This window comes from Arthrobacter phoenicis (assembly GCF_047238215.1).
Lineage (GTDB): Bacteria > Actinomycetota > Actinomycetes > Actinomycetales > Micrococcaceae > Arthrobacter.
Genome location: NZ_JBDFMK010000001.1, coordinates 1,548,681 through 1,564,361, shown reverse-complemented (window position 1 = coordinate 1,564,361; position 15,681 = coordinate 1,548,681). Strand labels below are relative to the sequence as shown.

The 15,681-nt window shown below is 69.5% G+C and carries 14 protein-coding genes and 1 tRNA gene; 9 read left to right on the top strand and 6 right to left on the bottom strand.

Going from position 1 to position 15,681, the window contains the following annotated elements:
* The first annotated feature begins 1 nt into the window (after nt 1).
* The gene (locus ABC337_RS07305; protein WP_412884535.1) at nt 2-1,186 is read left to right on the top strand and encodes a fatty acid desaturase family protein; all 1,185 of its coding nucleotides are present in this window, start codon (nt 2-4) and stop codon (nt 1,184-1,186) included.
* Nucleotides 1,187-1,433: 247 nt separating this feature from the next.
* Here ABC337_RS07305 and ABC337_RS07300 read toward each other — a convergent pair whose 3' ends face one another.
* The 3 genes from ABC337_RS07300 to ABC337_RS07290 all read right to left on the bottom strand — a co-directional run bounded on the left by ABC337_RS07300 (nt 1,434) and on the right by ABC337_RS07290 (nt 6,307).
* A complete protein-coding gene (locus ABC337_RS07300; protein WP_412884536.1) occupies nt 1,434-3,521 on the bottom strand; it encodes a heavy metal translocating P-type ATPase in 2,088 nt (695 codons plus the stop codon).
* Between the two features lie 133 nt (nt 3,522-3,654).
* Nucleotides 3,655-5,028 (bottom strand): DNA repair protein RadA, encoded by a 1,374-nt coding sequence (gene radA, locus ABC337_RS07295; protein ID WP_412884537.1) that lies wholly within the window; start codon nt 5,026-5,028, stop codon nt 3,655-3,657.
* Nucleotides 5,029-5,179: 151 nt separating this feature from the next.
* Complete coding sequence (locus ABC337_RS07290; protein WP_412884538.1) at nt 5,180-6,307, bottom strand: FUSC family protein; 1,128 nt, start codon at nt 6,305-6,307, stop codon at nt 5,180-5,182.
* A gap of 271 nt (nt 6,308-6,578) precedes the next feature.
* Between ABC337_RS07290 and pstS the strand changes: the two genes are divergently transcribed.
* The 4 genes from pstS (at nt 6,579) to pstB (ending at nt 10,761) form a co-directional block, all read left to right on the top strand.
* Nucleotides 6,579-7,697, top strand: coding sequence for a phosphate ABC transporter substrate-binding protein PstS (gene pstS / locus ABC337_RS07285; RefSeq protein WP_412884539.1), 1,119 nt, complete (start codon nt 6,579-6,581; stop codon nt 7,695-7,697).
* Between the two features lie 193 nt (nt 7,698-7,890).
* Nucleotides 7,891-8,823, top strand: a complete 933-nt coding sequence (pstC, locus tag ABC337_RS07280; protein ID WP_412884540.1) for a phosphate ABC transporter permease subunit PstC — start codon at nt 7,891-7,893, stop codon at nt 8,821-8,823.
* Nucleotides 8,824-9,933 carry a phosphate ABC transporter permease PstA gene (pstA, locus tag ABC337_RS07275; RefSeq protein WP_412884541.1) on the top strand — a complete coding sequence of 370 codons (1,110 nt, stop codon included), beginning with the start codon at nt 8,824-8,826 and terminating at the stop codon, nt 9,931-9,933.
* Nucleotides 9,934-9,981: 48 nt separating this feature from the next.
* Nucleotides 9,982-10,761: a phosphate ABC transporter ATP-binding protein PstB gene (pstB, locus tag ABC337_RS07270; RefSeq protein WP_290256982.1), complete on the top strand. Its 780-nt coding sequence runs from the start codon at nt 9,982-9,984 to the stop codon at nt 10,759-10,761.
* Between the two features lie 66 nt (nt 10,762-10,827).
* Here pstB and ABC337_RS07265 read toward each other — a convergent pair whose 3' ends face one another.
* The 3 genes from ABC337_RS07265 to ABC337_RS07255 all read right to left on the bottom strand — a co-directional run bounded on the left by ABC337_RS07265 (nt 10,828) and on the right by ABC337_RS07255 (nt 13,442).
* On the bottom strand, nt 10,828-11,844 hold the full coding sequence (locus ABC337_RS07265; protein ID WP_412884542.1) for an inorganic phosphate transporter: 1,017 nt from the start codon (nt 11,842-11,844) through the stop codon (nt 10,828-10,830).
* A gap of 1 nt (nt 11,845) precedes the next feature.
* The gene (locus tag ABC337_RS07260; RefSeq protein WP_356902961.1) at nt 11,846-12,463 is read right to left on the bottom strand and encodes a DUF47 domain-containing protein; all 618 of its coding nucleotides are present in this window, start codon (nt 12,461-12,463) and stop codon (nt 11,846-11,848) included.
* 322 nt (nt 12,464-12,785) lie between these two features.
* Nucleotides 12,786-13,442 carry a hypothetical protein gene (locus ABC337_RS07255; RefSeq protein ID WP_290256979.1) on the bottom strand — a complete coding sequence of 219 codons (657 nt, stop codon included), beginning with the start codon at nt 13,440-13,442 and terminating at the stop codon, nt 12,786-12,788.
* 237 nt (nt 13,443-13,679) lie between these two features.
* Between ABC337_RS07255 and ABC337_RS07250 the strand changes: the two genes are divergently transcribed.
* From ABC337_RS07250 to ABC337_RS07235, 4 genes are all read left to right on the top strand, one after another.
* A tRNA-Lys gene (locus tag ABC337_RS07250) sits at nt 13,680-13,752 on the top strand.
* Between the two features lie 129 nt (nt 13,753-13,881).
* A complete protein-coding gene (locus ABC337_RS07245) occupies nt 13,882-14,385 on the top strand; it encodes a MarR family winged helix-turn-helix transcriptional regulator (protein WP_412884543.1) in 504 nt (167 codons plus the stop codon).
* A gap of 63 nt (nt 14,386-14,448) precedes the next feature.
* Nucleotides 14,449-14,775: a hypothetical protein gene (locus ABC337_RS07240; RefSeq protein WP_412884544.1), complete on the top strand. Its 327-nt coding sequence runs from the start codon at nt 14,449-14,451 to the stop codon at nt 14,773-14,775.
* Nucleotides 14,772-15,680 carry a serine/threonine-protein kinase gene (locus ABC337_RS07235; protein WP_412884545.1) on the top strand — a complete coding sequence of 303 codons (909 nt, stop codon included), beginning with the start codon at nt 14,772-14,774 and terminating at the stop codon, nt 15,678-15,680. Before ABC337_RS07240 ends, ABC337_RS07235 begins: the two co-directional genes overlap by 4 nt.
* Nucleotide 15,681 lies beyond the last annotated feature (1 nt).

Here is a 15,681-nt window from a genome sequence, read left to right as displayed (position 1 = left end):
TATGACCACGCTTGCAGAAAACCCCACCGTCGACGGCGAAGCCGCCGCTCCGGCGTCAGCCGTCGCCAAGCCCCGCAAGGGCGCCCTGGCCGAAACCGGCAGCCCGCTGGTCCGCCCGCCGGCCGCCGCGCACCTCTCCGATGAGCAGGTCGCGGAGCTCGGCCGGGAACTGGACGCCATCCGGGACGCCGTGCTGGCCAAGCGCGGCGCCGAGGACGCGGCGTACATCCGCCGGATGATCAAGATCCAGCGCGGGCTCGAGATCTCCGGCCGCGCGGCCCTGCTGGTGAGCAAGAACAAGGCGGCATGGGCCACGGGCACCACCCTGCTGAGCCTCGCCAAGATCCTCGAGAACATGGAACTGGGCCACAACATCCTGCACGGCCAGTGGGACTGGATGCGGGATCCGGACATCCACTCCACCACCTGGGAATGGGACTTCGTCACCCCGTCCCGGTCCTGGCAGCACACCCACAACGACCTCCACCACCGCTGGACCAACGTGGTCGGCAAGGACAACGACATCGGATACAACCTGCTCCGGATGGATCCGCAGCAGGAATGGAAGCCCTTCAACCTGGGCAACCCGGTCTACAACGCCCTGCTGGCCCCGGTCTTCGAATGGGGCATCGCCGTCTACGACCTGGAACTCGTGGAATACCGCGAGGGCAAGAAGAGCAAGGAGGCCCTGCTCAAGGACCTCAAGGCCCTGGGCATCAAGGCGGTCAAGCAGTTCACCAAGGACTACGCCGCCACCCCCGCCGTCGCCATGCTCAGTGGCTCCGGCAAGCAGGCCCTCTACGGCACCCTGGCCGCCAACGCCATCCGCAACGTCTGGGCCCACGCGGTCATCTTCTGCGGGCACTTCCCGGACGGGACGGACACCTTCACGGAGGAAATGGTCGACGGCGAGACCCGCGGCGACTGGTACGTGCGCCAGATGATCGGCTCGGCCAACATCTCCGGCTCCCCGTTCATGCACCTGATGACCGGCAACCTCTCGCACCAGATCGAGCACCACCTCTTCCCCGACCTGCCCTCCAACCGGTACGCCGAGGTGGCGCCCAAGGTCAGGGACATTTGCCGCCGCTACAACCTGCCCTACAACACCGGCCCCATGTGGAAGCAGGTCGGCTCCACCTGGGCCAAGATCTTCAAGCTCGCACTGCCGCCGAAGAAGGCCTAGCAGCTTCGTAGGTCCTGTTGGACCCGAAAAGGGGCGTTCGCCAGTCCGGCGGACGCCCCTTTTTCGTGCTTTTTTCCGTGCCCCATTTATTCGTGCCCCCGGCTCGCCCGGTTCCGTGCGCTCCCGCCCGGTTACCCGCCGGGCCAATGGCCGCCGCGGCCGCGGCCGCGGGTCCCGCGGAAATCCGGGGTTTCCGGGGGGTGTCGTCGAATTGGGAGCGGAGTAACCGGGGAGGAGCGTACGCCGATTAGCGGACCTGGGCCGGGTTGAGCGTCAGCCGCCGCAGCCACTGGGCGTTCAGGGCCACCACCACCGTCGAGGCGGACATCAGGATGGCGCCGGCGGCAGGGGAGAGGACGAACCCGGCGAAGGCCAGGACACCCGCGGCGAGGGGCACGGCGAGCACGTTGTAGCCGGTGGCCCAGATCAGGTTCTGCCACATCTTCCGGTAGCTCGCCCGGGACAGGTCCACCATGGACAGCACCGCTCTCGGATCGTTTCCGGCCAGCACCACCCCGGCAGACTCCACCGCCACGTCGGTGCCGCCGCCGATCGCGATGCCCACCTCGGCCCGGGCCAGGGCGGGGGAGTCGTTCACGCCGTCGCCCACCATGGCCACCTTGAGGCCCCGGGCCTGCAGTTCGGCAACCTTCTTGTCCTTGTCCGCCGGCAGGACCTCGGCGAAGACCTCATCGATACCGAGTTCTTCCGCCACGGCATCCGCCACCTGCCGGGCGTCGCCGGTGATCATGGCCACCCGGATGCCGCGGCGCTGCAGGGCCTCGACCGCCTGCCGGGATTCCTCCCGCACGGCGTCCTCGAGCCCGACGGCGCCCAGCACCCGGTCACCCTCCATCAGGTGCAGGACGGCCGCGCCGCGCTGGACCCACCCGGCGGTGGCTGCCGCCAGGTCGGCGGGCTCCGCCAGGCCCAGTTCCTTCAGCAGCGCCGGTCCGCCGACGTGAAGTCGGCGGCCGCCGACGTCGGCCCGGACGCCGCGGCCCGTCAGGGAGGTGAAGTCCCTGGCTGCCGGAACCTCCAGCCCGCGCCCGCGGGCGGCGGCGACGATCGCGCGGGCCACCGGGTGCTCGCTGTCGGCCTCCACCGCGGCCGCCAGCGCCAGGACCTCGTCCCGGTCCGAACCTTCCGCCGCGGCAACGTCCCGCACTTCCGGAGCGCCCTTGGTGAGCGTTCCGGTCTTGTCGAAGAGGACCACGTCGACGGTGCGCATCCGCTCCAACGCCATCCGGTTCTTGATCAGGACGCCGGCGCGCGCGGCCCGCTCCGTGGAGAGGGCGATCACCAGCGGGATGGCCAGGCCCAGGGCGTGCGGGCAGGCGATGACCAGGACGGTGACAGTGCGTTCGACGGCGTCGGCCACGCTGCCCAGCAGCGTCCAGGCGATGAAGGTCACGACGCCCGCGCCCGCGGCGAAGTAGAACAGGAACCCCGCCGCCCGGTCCGCGAGGGCCTGGGCCTTCGAGGAGGAGGACTGCGCCTCGGCCACCAGGCGCTGGATCCCGGCCAGTGCGGTGTCCTCGCCGGTGGCGGAGACACGCACCCGGACGCTGTTGTCCGTCGCGATGGTCCCGGCCACGACGGCGTCACCGGGGGAGCGCAGGACGGTGCGGGACTCGCCGGTGATCATCGATTCGTCGAACTCGGCCTGGCCCTCCGTCACCTCGCCGTCGGCGGGCATCCGGCCGCCGGGACGGACCAGGATCGTGTCCCCCTCGGCCAGGTCGGAGACTTTCACCGTCTCGGTACCGGCGTCCGTGATCCGTTCCGCCTCGTCGGGCAGCAGGGCGGCCAGGGCATCGAGGGCCCCCTGCGCCGAGCCCAGGGCGCGCATTTCGATCCAGTGGCCCAACAGCATGATGACCACCAGGAGGGCCAGCTCCCACCAGAAGTCGAGGTCAAAGCCGCCCTGGCCCAGGCTGGTGGCCCACGACGCGGCGAACGCCACCGTGATGGCCATCGCGATCAGGAGCATCATGCCGGGCTTGCGGGACTTCAGCTCGCCGACGCCGCCCTTGAGGAACGGCTGGCCGCCGTAGAGGAAGACCACCGTGCCCAGCACCGGCGGAATCCAGGCGGAGCCGGGGAACTGCGGGGGTTCGTAGCCCAGCAGGTGGCCGAACATCGGGCTGAACAGGACCACGGGGACGGACAGGACCAGGGTCAGCCAGAACTTGTTCCGGAACATCGCCACGCTGTGCCCGGCATGCTGGCCGTGCTGGTGGACGGCATGGTCGTCGTCCTGGGGCGGGTGCTGATCCGGGTCGTGGTGCTGGCCCCGGAGCTGGTCCGTGTGCCCGCCGTGCTGGTGTTCCATGGTGCTGCCTCCTGAAAACTCATCGGCATCGTGCACCATTCAATATACCCCTAGGGGGTATGCGTGGCAAGGGCCCCACGGCCGGGCACCCGTCGTCCGGCTGCTGCCGGGGACGGTGCACGGCCGGAGGCGGCTAAGCGATCAGCAGACTCAGCGCCTCCGTCAGGTGGCCCACCTCGCGGACCGAGAAACCCTCCGGGACCGGACCGTGCCCTGCCGGGCTCGCGGGAACCACGGCGTGGGTGAACCCCAACCGGTGCGCCTCCTGAATCCGTTGGTTGATCCCGGGGACGGGCCGGACCTCGCCGGCCAGGCCCACCTCGCCGAAGGCGATCAGCCGTTGCGGCAGCGGCTTCCTGGCCTTGGCGCTCGCCACCGCGAGGGCGACGGCGAGGTCGGTGGCGGGCTCGCTGAGCTTCACCCCGCCCACCGTCGCCACGTAGGAGTCGTCCTTGTGCAGCTGGCAGCCGGCGCGTTGCTGCAGCACCGCCAGCAACATCGCGACCCGCGAGCTGTCCAGGCCACTGGTGGCGCGGCGGGGCTGGGCGTTGGCGCTCTCGGCCAGCAGCGACTGCACCTCGGCCAGCAGCGGCCGGCGGCCCTCAAGGGTGACCGTGATGCAAGTGCCGGAGACCGGATCCTTGATGCGGGAGACGAACAGCCCGCTCGGATCGGCGAGGCCGGTAATGCCGTCCTCGTTCAGGTCGAAGCACCCGACGTCGTCCGTGGGCCCGTAGCGGTTCTTGACCGCCCGCAGCAGCCGGAGCCGGGAGTGCCGCTCACCCTCGAACTGGCAGACCACGTCCACCAGGTGCTCCAGCAGCCGGGGCCCGGCGATGGAGCCGTCCTTCGTCACGTGGCCCACCAGCAGGGTTGTCATGTTGCGCCGCTTCGCCGCCGCGATCAGGGAGGCGGCCACCTCGCGGACTTGGGAGACGCCGCCGGCGCTGCCGTCGACGTCGGCGCTGCTGAGTGTCTGCACCGAGTCCACCACCAGCAGCCTCGGCTCGAGCTTCTCCACCTGGCCCAGCGCCTGCCCCAGGTCCGTCTCCGCGGAAAGATACAGCGACTCGGCGACGGCGTCGATCCGGTCCGCGCGCAGCTTCACCTGGGCGGCGGACTCCTCGCCGGTGACGTAGAGGACGTCCTGGGCGGTCCGGGCGAACTTGGCCGCGACGTCCAGCAGCAGGGTGGACTTGCCGACGCCGGGTTCGCCGGCGAGCAGGATCACGGCGCCGGGAACCAGGCCGCCGCCGAGCACCCGGTCCAGTTCGTCCACGCCGGTGGGCAGGAAGGCGGCGGTGGTGGCGTCGACGTCGGCGATCCGCCGGGCCGGCTCCAGCACGGTGGTGGCGGCGGTGGTCCGGGCCACCGCGGCGCCGGTTTCCTCCACGGTGCCCCATGCCTGGCACTCGCCGCAGCGGCCCACCCACTTGGCCGTGGTCCAGCCGCATTCCGCGCATTTATAGCCCGGCGCCTTGGCGGCCCGGGAAGTCTTTGTAGCCATTGCTCCACCCTAACCTCGGGCACCGACAGCGGACGGCGGGCGGGAGGCGGGTCCCGCCGGCGGGCTGGAGACGGGTCACGACGACGGCGGGCGCAGGGCAGCGGACGGCGGCGATAGGCAGCGCGCGAACGCCGGTCCCGGCGATGGGCGGCTAGAGCGCCGGCAGGATGTCCCGGGCCTCGTCCGAGTTCACGCCGGAGGCCTCCAGCAGGTCCACCATCAGCGGACGGAAGAGCATCACTACGGTCTCGCCCTCCAGCCGCTGCACGTCCAGCAGGCGCGGGTGCAGGCGGCCGGCGATCTCGCTGAGCTCCACCCGGGCGGTGCGCAGGTGGGCGCGGCGGACGCCGTCGTGCACCTCCGCCAGGCCCAGCCCCAGCTCGTCGATCGCCGCCGCCGTTTCCATCAGCACCTCGGCGATGTTCTCGGTGGCGTCGTCGGAGAGGGCGGCGTGGTTGATGGCGCTGGTCAGGCGGCGGGCGAAGACGCGGCTGTTGCGCAGGGCAAGGTCGATGTAGTCCAGCGACTGGGACAGCTGGTCCAGTTCATCTCGGTAGCGCCGGTAGGCCGGCGCCAGGGCGGCCACCTCGCCGGAGGAGCGCAGGCTCTGCCGCATCGCGTCCACCAGCGGCTGGCAGTTCCGGCCGCGGATCAGCGCGTGCCAGGCCTGGGTGGCTTCGCTGCGGGTCAGCGCCTCCGAACATTCCCGGAGCACCTCGGCGAGTTCGTGCAGCAGCTTCTTGACGTCGTTGCGCGGTTCGCGGCGCGGATCCCGCGGGATCAGGAACGTCACCAGCAGGGCGCAGACTCCACCCACGACGGCGTCGATGCTGCGGGTGAACGGCCCGCCGGCCGGGGCCGGCAGCAGCACCACCAGCAGCGACTGCAGGCCCAGCTGGGTGGTGAAAATCGTTCCGCTGTCCAGGAACCGCGCCAGTAGAATCGAGAAGAGAAGCACGACGGCGGCCTGCCAGATTCCCGCGCCCAGCCAGTGCAGCAGCAGGTCACCCACCACAATGCCGATGGTGCAGCCCAGGCCCACCTCCACGACGCGGCGCAGCCGCGGATCACGGGAGAAACCCAGGGCGATCAGGGAGGAGGTGGCGGCAAACAGCGGCCCCGTGTGGCCCAGGACGTACTCGGCGAAGGCGTAGGCGCCGACGGCGCACGCCGTCATCTGGACCGCCGGCAGCAACGAGTTCCGGCTCCGGACGAAGCCGGTACGAATCCGGCCACGCAGGAACCGTGCGCTTGCGGAAATCCCTGTAGCGGCGGCCATGGGGTCCAGTCTATTTGCTGGCCCCGGTACCCGCTCCGCGCGGCGCGGCTCTTACGACCGGTCCGCCCGCAACGCAACCATCAACGGTCGAAATCGGTGCAGATGTCAGCCGATGGCCGGGATTCGTTAACCCGCCGTTCACTTTGGACCCCAATTCTCTTCACTTGGGGCACTTAGCGTCGGTAAAGGTACAAAACGTACCCACCGTCTTTTCTGTACGGACGTCTCCGGTCCGGCACGCATCTGAATATCCCTGGAAGGGGTACATCTAGTGAAGGCATCACGCTTCGGCCGCAACGCGGCCATCGCTGTTATCGCAGCCGGCGCCCTGGCGCTCACCGCTTGCGGCTCCGACAACGCGACCAACTCCACCGCGGGCACCCCGGCCGCCTCCGGCCCCAAGGTCACCGGCACGCTGACCGGCATCGGTTCCTCCGCGCAGGGTGCGGCCATGGACGTGTGGAAGACCAATTTCGCCTCCGCCAACCAGGGCGCCCAGGTGCAGTACTCCCCGGACGGCTCCGGCGCCGGCCGCAAGGCCATCCTCGACGGCTCGGCCCAGTTCGCCGGCTCCGACGCGTACCTCAAGGACGACGAGTACGCCTCCTCCAAGGCCAAGTGCGGCCCCGACGGCGCCCTGAACATCCCGGTCTACATCTCCCCGATCGCCGTGGCCTTCAACCTGCCCGACGTCAAGGGCCTGAAGCTGGACGCCGCCACGGTCGCCAAGATCTTCCGCGGCCAGATCGCCAAGTGGAACGACCCGGCCATCGCCGCCCTGAACCCGGACGCCAAGCTCCCGGACCTCAAGGTCACCCCGGTCAACCGCTCCGATGACTCCGGCACCACGCAGAACTTCACGGACTACCTGTCCGCCGCCGCGTCCGACGTGTGGACCGACAAGTCCTCCGGCGTCTGGCCCGCATCGCTCAAGGGCGAGAACGCCAAGGGCACCTCCGGCGTCGTCAAGACCGTCACCGACACCCCCGGTGCCGTGACCTACGCCGACGACTCCGCCGTCAGCGGCAAGCTGGGCGTCGCCCAGATCAAGGTGGGCAACGGCTTCACCACGATCTCCGCCGATGCCGCCGCCAAGGCCGTCGACGCCGGCAAGCCGGTCGAGGGCCGCGCCGCCAACGACCTCTCCATCAAGCTGGACCGCAAGACCACCATCGACGGCGCCTACCCGATCGTCCTGGTCTCCTTCCACGTCGTCTGCAGCACCTACGACAGCAAGGAAACCGCCGACCTGGTCAAGGCCTTCGAGAACTACGTCGTCTCCGACGCCGGCCAGAAGGCCGCCGCCGAGTCCGCGAAGTCCGCGCCGCTGTCCAAGGCACTGCAGGACAAGGCCGCTAAGTCGATCGAATCGATCAAGGCAAAGTCCTAGGGAATCCGTTTCCCCGCAAGGCATAGTGGAAACACCAGCCTGAGCCAGGTTCCCTGTCCCGGCCGGGCGGTCATTGACCGCCTGACCGGGGCAGGGAACCTAGCCGTTTGTCCGCCGTACCCCAGATTGACCGCCGCGCAGCGGACGTGACCCGTCCGCCGCGCAGCGCAGATCGAAGCTGAAGGATCGTGAAGTGACCACCACCTCCCTGACCACGTCCCGGGGCGCAGGCCGCGCCGGTGACAAAGTCTTCTCCGCAGCCACCCTGGCCGCCGGGTGCCTGATCCTTGCCGTCCTCTTCGGCGTGGCGCTCTTCCTGGTGATCCAGGCCGTCCCGGCGCTCGTCGCCCCGCCGGACAAGATCCAGGGCGGAGCGGGCTTCTTCGCCTACATCTGGCCGATCGTGATCGGCACCCTGATCGCCGCCGTGATCGCCCTCGTCATCGCCACCCCCGTGGCGATCGGCGTCGCGCTCTTCATCTCGCACTTCGCCCCCCGGCGGCTCGCCTCCGGCCTGGGCTACGTGATCGACCTGCTCGCCGCCATCCCCTCGGTGGTCTACGGCGCCTGGGGCGCGGCCTTCCTGGCCCGCGAAATCTCCCCGGCCTACGGCTGGCTCGCGGCCAACCTCGGCTGGCTGCCGATCTTCCAGGGCCCGGCGTCGGCCACCGGCAAGACCATCCTCACCGCCGGAATCGTCCTGGCCGTCATGGTGCTGCCCATCATCACCTCGCTCTCGCGCGAAATCTTCCTGCAGACCCCCAAGCTGCACGAGGAAGCCGCGCTGGCCCTGGGCGCCACCCGCTGGGAAATGATCCGGATGGCCGTGCTTCCCTTCGGCCGCCCCGGCATCATCAGCGCCATCATGCTGGGCCTGGGCCGCGCCCTCGGCGAGACCATGGCCGTGGCCCTGGTGCTCTCCTCCGGCGCCCTGACCGCCAGCCTGATCCAGTCCGGCAACCAGACCATCGCCGCCGAGATCGCCCTGAACTTCCCGGAGGCCAGCGGCCTGAAGGTCAGCACCCTGATCGCGGCCGGCCTGGTCCTGTTCATCATCACCCTCGGCGTGAACATGCTCGCCCGGTGGATCATCACCCGGCACAAAGAATTCTCGGGAGCCAACTAAATGACTGCCACCCTGACCCCCGTCAAGAAGCGCTCTGCCCTCACCAAGGGCCAGCTGCCCAAGGCCGCGCCGTACATCGTCCTGGCCCTCGCCCTGATCCTCGGCGCCGCCATCCTGGCCCTGATCGGCTTCAACGCCTTCGGCTGGGGCATCGTCTCGGCCATCCTCTTCACCGTGGGCCTGGTCGGCTGGAGCGCCGCCGTCGAAGGCTCCCGCCGAGCCAAGGACAAGCTCGCCACCTGCCTGGTGGTGGGCGCGTTCCTGATCTCCCTGCTGCCCCTGGTCTCCGTCATCTGGACCGTGCTGGTCAAGGGCCTCCCCGGCCTGCTGGACCCCGGCTTCCTCGGCACCTCCATGAACGGGGTGACCGGCGCGTTCGACAACAAGAGCGTCGACTACGGCACCCCCGTGGTCGGCGGCATCTACCACGCCCTCATCGGCACCGTGCAGATCACCCTGCTGGCCACGGTCATCTCCGTCCCGGTGGGCCTGCTGACCTCGATCTACCTGGTCGAGTACGGCGACGACCGCCCGCTGGCCCGCGCCATCACCTTCTTCGTCGACGTGATGACCGGCATCCCCTCGATCGTGGCCGGCCTCTTCGCCGCGGCGTTCTTCTTCGCCGTCTCCGGCCCGGGCACCAAGACCGGTGCCGTCGCCGCCGTCGCCCTCTCCGTGCTGATGATCCCGGTGGTGGTCCGCTCCAGCGAGGAAATGCTGAAGATCGTCCCGAACGAACTGCGCGAGGCGGCCTACGCCCTGGGCGTGCGGAAGTGGCGCACCATCCTCAAGGTGGTCATCCCGACGGCGATCTCCGGCATCGCCTCCGGCGTCACCCTCGCGATCGCCCGCGTGATCGGCGAGACCGCCCCCATCCTGGTCACCGCCGGCTTCGCCACCTCGATCAACAACAACGTCTTCGGCGGCTGGATGGCCTCGCTGCCGACGTTCATCTACACGCAGATCCTGAACCCGACCTCGCCGTCGAACCCGGGACCGTCGGACCAGCGCGCCTGGGGCGCGGCCCTGGTCCTGATCATCCTGGTGATGCTGCTCAACCTCGCCGCCCGCCTGGTGGCCCGCATCTTCGCCCCGAAAGCCGGCCGCTAGGCCCGCGCCGGCTCCCGGACCCTCAATCTCTCCCAGTGAAGGAACAGCATGTCTAAGCGCATCGACGTCAAAGACCTCAACGTCTACTACAGCAAATTCCTGGCCGTCGAGGACGTCAACATCAACATCGACGCCAAGTCCGTCACGGCCTTCATCGGCCCGTCCGGCTGCGGCAAGTCCACCTTCCTGCGCACCCTGAACCGGATGCACGAGGTGATCCCGGGGGCCCGCGTGGAGGGCGAGGTGCTGCTCGACGGCGACAACCTTTACGGCCCCGGCGTGGACCCGGTGACGGTCCGCTCGCAGATCGGCATGGTCTTCCAGCGGCCCAACCCGTTCCCCACCATGTCCATCCGCGACAACGTGCTGGCCGGCGTGAAACTGAACAACAAGAAGATCTCCAAGGGCGACGCCGACGCGCTGGTGGAACGCTCGCTGCGCGGCGCGAACCTCTGGAACGAGGTCAAGGACCGCCTGGCCAAGCCCGGCTCCGGCCTCTCCGGCGGCCAGCAGCAGCGCCTCTGCATCGCCCGCGCGATCGCCGTGGAGCCGCAGGTCATCCTCATGGACGAGCCCTGCTCCGCGCTGGACCCGATCTCCACCCTCGCCATCGAGGACCTCATCAACGAGCTCAAGGATGAGTACACCGTGGTGATCGTGACCCACAACATGCAGCAGGCGGCCCGCGTCTCGGACAAGACGGCGTTCTTCAACATCGCCGGCACCGGCAAGCCGGGCAAGCTGATCGAGTACGGGGACACCCACACCATCTTCAGCAACCCCACCGTCAAGGCCACCGAGGACTACGTCTCCGGCCGCTTCGGATAAATCCGGCAGGCTGGCCCGCTGCAGCGGGCGCTTGGCGGCTTTGCCGGCCGCTGGCCTTGCCGGGTGCTACAGCCCGGAGAGCGGCGAGAGCGCCAGCTCCAGCACGAACGCCACCGCGGCGGTCACCAGCGGCGTGAGCGTCCAGAACGCCAGGATCCGCAGCACCAGCCGCCGGTTGGTGGCCGCGTAGCCCTGATTCGCCCCGGCGCCGAGCACCGCCGCGGTGACGGTGTGCGTGGTGGACACCGGCCAGTGCAGCCCGATCGCGCCCACCAGCAGGATCAGGCTGCTGTAGAGCTGGGCCACGGACCCGCGCAGCGGATCGATCCGGACCAGCCGGTGGCCCAGGGTGTAGGAAATCCGCCACCCGCCCGCCAGCGTCCCGGCGGTCAGCATCGCGGCGGTGAGCAGGGCCACCCACACCGGCATGGCGCCGCCGTCGGCCAGGCCCGCGGCGATCATCGCCAGGATCAGCACGGCGCTGGTGCGCTGGCCGTCCTGCAGCCCGTGGCCGAACGCGACGGCGCCCGCGGCCACGGCCTGGGCGCGCCGGGCACGGCTGTTGACGACGCCGGGCGGGGTGTAGCGCGCGGCCCACGTAGCCGGCCAGACCAGCAGGTAGGAGCCGGCGAAGGCGATCGCGGGGGAGATCAGCAGCGGCAGCACCACCTGCACCATCAGCGACTGGTCCACGCCCAGCACCGAATTGCCGCCCACCGCAACGCTGGCGAGGCCGGCGCCGGCCAAGCCGCCGACCAGGGCGTGCGTGGACGACGACGGGATGCCCCGCCACCAGTTGTAGATGCCCCACAGCACGGCGCTGAGCAGCCCGGCCATCAGGATGGTCAGGCCGTTGCCGCCAGCGGGCAACACTACCCAGGTACGGCTGACCTCCAGGGCCATGGCCGCGCTGAGCGCAGCCCCGACGAAGTTGAAAAGCCCCGCGAGCAGGACGGCGATGGTGGGGGTCAGCGCCCGGGTGCGGACGGCCAGGGCCACGGAGGAGGAGGCGTCCCGGAAACCGTTCAGGAAGGCGAAGGCCGCGGCGAACAGCGCCACCGCGGCGAAGAAGACCAGGGACACGTCAGGATTCCTTGACGATGATGCTGCCTACCTGGGTGGCGATCCGGCGCATGTCCTTGGTGACATCCACCAGCTGGTCGGCGATGTCCCGGTTGCGGGCGTACTGGGCGTGCTTCATGTCCTTGAGCATGTCCGCCACCCAGACCCGGTGCGTGCGTTCGGCCCGCTTGGTCAGGCGCAGCACCTCGATCCAGTAATCCTCCAGCTCGTCCAGGTTGTTCAGCTGGCGCATCGCCTCGACGGTCAGTTCCGCCTGCCGGCTGATGATTTCCAGCTGGTCCGCGGCGCGGCGGGGCAGCCGGTCCAGCTTGTAGAGGAAGACCAGGTCCGCGGCGGCGTCGAGCTTCTCCATCGCCTCGTTCAGGTAGCGGGAGAGGGCGTACATGTCGTCGCGGGGGACCGGGTTGAGGAAGCTGCTGCGCATGTGGGTCAGCAGCGCGAAGTGCAGCTCGGCCGCCTTCGCCTCGTGGTTGTGCATGTCCTCGACCAGGCGGGAGTGTTCGGCCGCAGGCGCGCCGAGGATCTCCGAGAGCGTGCCGGTGGCCAGCAGGATCTGCCGGGCCATCTGGGACAGGAGGTTCAGTCCCGCAGGTTCCTGGGGGAAAAGTCGCAGCTTCACGTGGGGTTACCGGTCTCCGAATGCGTACACAGGCGTGGTCCGCCGGCCTTGATTCGAATTGATCGGCCCGCGCATGAAGATCACTTTACCGTCCGGTGGACGGCGGCCCTGCGGGGGCGGAAGAGAAGGGGAAAAGTAGATGGTGCCGAGCCGGATACGCCTCTCGGCGGTAGGCCGCTCTAGGCGGCTAATTGTTGAAGCCCGGGGGTTTCGCAGCTCGGCACCGGTTTTAGTTTTCTACGCCCGGCGGACCAAGTCAAGATTGACAGCGGGCCCCCGGCGGGCGTATCCGGACCCCTCCGCGGCGGCTCCGGCGGCGGGCCTAATCGAGCTCGCCGAGGCGCCACGCGTTGGCCGCGTGCTCCAGGTCCTCCGCGGTCTTGACCAGCAAATGCGAGTTCCGCGTGAGTTTGGTGGCGTGCCCGGCGTTGCTGTGCTCGGCGCCGTCGGCGAGGGTGGCCTGCCCCAGGGCAACCACCCGGCAGAACGCCGCGGACCGTTCCAGCGCGACGTCGAACTCGCCGTCGAACGCCCCGGACAGGATGGCATCCGCCATGGTGCGCATCTCCTCGGCGCCCGGCGGCTCGGCGGCACCGGCGACGGCGTGGGACACCTGAGCGGTGTCCTTGCCGGCCCGGAAGTACACCGATATCCGTTCCGGATCCTGCACCGTCGCGGCGCGCAGGGCATACAGGCGCCACAGGGCACCGGGCAGTGAACGGGCCGGGCTCTCGGCCCACATCTCGGCGATCGCCTCGAGGCCCTGTTCGTCGGCGAGCTTCACCAGGCGTTTGGTGACCTTGGGATCGTCACTGTCGCGGCCGCGGCGGACCAGCGCTTGGGCGGCCAGGTGGGCCGCCTCGGACACGCGGGCCGGGTCGGCGCCTCCTGCGAACGGCTCGAAGTCGATCGGCGCGAAGGGCTTCGGCTTGTGGTGACGGACGGGGCCGGGGTTGCCGGTACCTGCTTGCTCGCTCATGCCACCACGCTACTCCTGTGCCATCGGGGAATCGAGCGTCCGGCGGGTGCCCGGCCGCCCGTACGGGGAACCGGTCCGGGGCGCCTGTGCCGCCGCGGAATCGGCCCGTTACGGCGCGTCGGCGGTGAAAAGCGCGGCGTGGTCTGCGGTACAGTGTTAACGTCCAGAAATGGATGGCGCTGCCACTGCGCCCGGAGCCGGTTTCTGCCGCGTTTTCCGTGCAGCGGCGGCTTGAGGGGGCCTTTAGCTCAGTTGGTAGAGCATCGGACTTTTAATCCGTGGGTCGTGGGTTCGATCCCCACAGGGCCCACTCTTTTAGCGAAGAGTGGAAATTCCCCCGGCATCCTGGCGACAGGACGCCGGGGGTTTTTTGCGTCCCCGCACCCGACAGGCAACGTTAGGAAGCCTGTCTAGTTATCAGCTCGGCTAGGATTGGTCTATGGACTCCCATGTAACGGCAGACTCAGGCTACTGGTACGGCTTGGAGGGGCAGGTTGACGCCCCCACCGCCGTGCTGCAGGCGCTCCGCGGCTACCGCTCCGCCGAGGTCGCCACCCGGCGCTCCACCAGGGACTCCATGGGGATGGGCGAGACCGACCTGCTGGCGCTCCGCTACCTGCTCCGCGCCAAGTCCTCCGGGGAGCGGGTGGGGCCGAAGGACCTGAGCCGCATGCTGGGAATTACGACGGCGTCTACCACTTCCCTCATTGACCGCCTGGTGCTCAGTGGCCATGTCCGCCGCGAGCCGCACCCCACGGACCGGCGCTCCCTGGTGATCGTCCCCACGACGGAGACCGACACCGAGGTCCGGGAGACGTTGGGACGGATGCACCGCCGGATGCTCGAGGTCGCCGAGGGCCTCACACCCGAGGAAAGCCGCGTGATCGTGTCGTTCCTGCGCAAGATGACCGAGGCGTTGGACGAGCACACCGCCGGCCACTGAGCAGAGCAAAGTTCTGCTCTCCAAAACTAGCTAGTTCAGCTAGCGATATGTATGCTTATCAATGTGTTGGACAACCTATCGCGCAAGAATGATGAGTCGCGGCTGCTGACCATCGACCACGGCTTCGGGCCCGAGGCGGGTTCCCTGGATGTGAACCTGGACGACCAGGCGCAGCCCGCGGACCGTACCTCCGCCGCCATCCGCGCGCTGGCCCCCAGCCACTGCGGTGTCCCGATGCAGTGGGAGGCCCCGGCGCTTGCCACCATGGCCGACTACTCCTTTGAGCCCGACGGCGGACCGGCGTCGCTGCCTCCGGTCTGGCGCTGCTCCTGCGGCTTCCAGGTCGATGGCATTCTCCACCCCTCCAACGCACTGGCCTCCCTTTCGTGAGCGCCGTTCCGGTTACCGAGACACTCCTGCCGGCAGCCGGGCTGCCCGGCCTCGACGCCAGCCTGCTGGGGCTCCCCAACGAACCGCAGGGCCGCTTCCTGGTCCACGAGCGGCTGGGCCGCGGCGCAACGGCCACGGTCTACCGCGGCAGCGACCTGGCCACCGGCCGGCCGGTAGCCATCAAAGTCGCCGAGGGGCCGGCCGACAAGGACGCCTCCCGGATCCTCGACGAGGCGCGGGTCCTCGCCTCCCTGAACCACCCCGCCGTCGTCCGCTTCGTCGCGGCCGGTACCGTACCCGACGGCGACCGATGGGCCGGCCGGCCCTACCTGGTGGAGGAATACGCCAGCGGTGGAAGCCTGAGCGACCGCATCCACCAGGGCATCACCGAGCCCACGACCGTCGCTTCGTGGGCCAGCGACGCCTTCGCCGGCCTCGACCACGTCCACGGCAAGGGATTAGTCCACAGGGACATCAAGCCCGCGAACATCCTTGTCAGCCAGCTGCGGCGCAGCTCGGTGCGGCTGGCCGACTTCGGCATCGCCGTAACCGCCGGCACCACTCCCGAGGCCGGCATGTCCTCCGGGACGGTGCACTACATGAGCCCGGAGCAGGCCAAGGAACAGCCCCTCCACCCCGCCACCGACATCTACGCCCTCGGCCTGGTGCTCCTTGAGTGCCTCACGGGGGAGAAGGCCTACCCCGGAACCCCCGTGGAGTCGCTCGTGGCGCGCACCCTGCGCAGCCCGGCGATCCCCGCCGGCCTGGGCAACGGCTGGACCAGCCTGCTGAAGTCGATGACGGCCATGAATCCCGCGGACCGGCCCACCGCCGCTGCCGCCCGCAAAAAAGTCCTCCGCCTGATGCCGACCCGCCCGCAGACGCCCCTCCAGGTGGTGGGCTGAC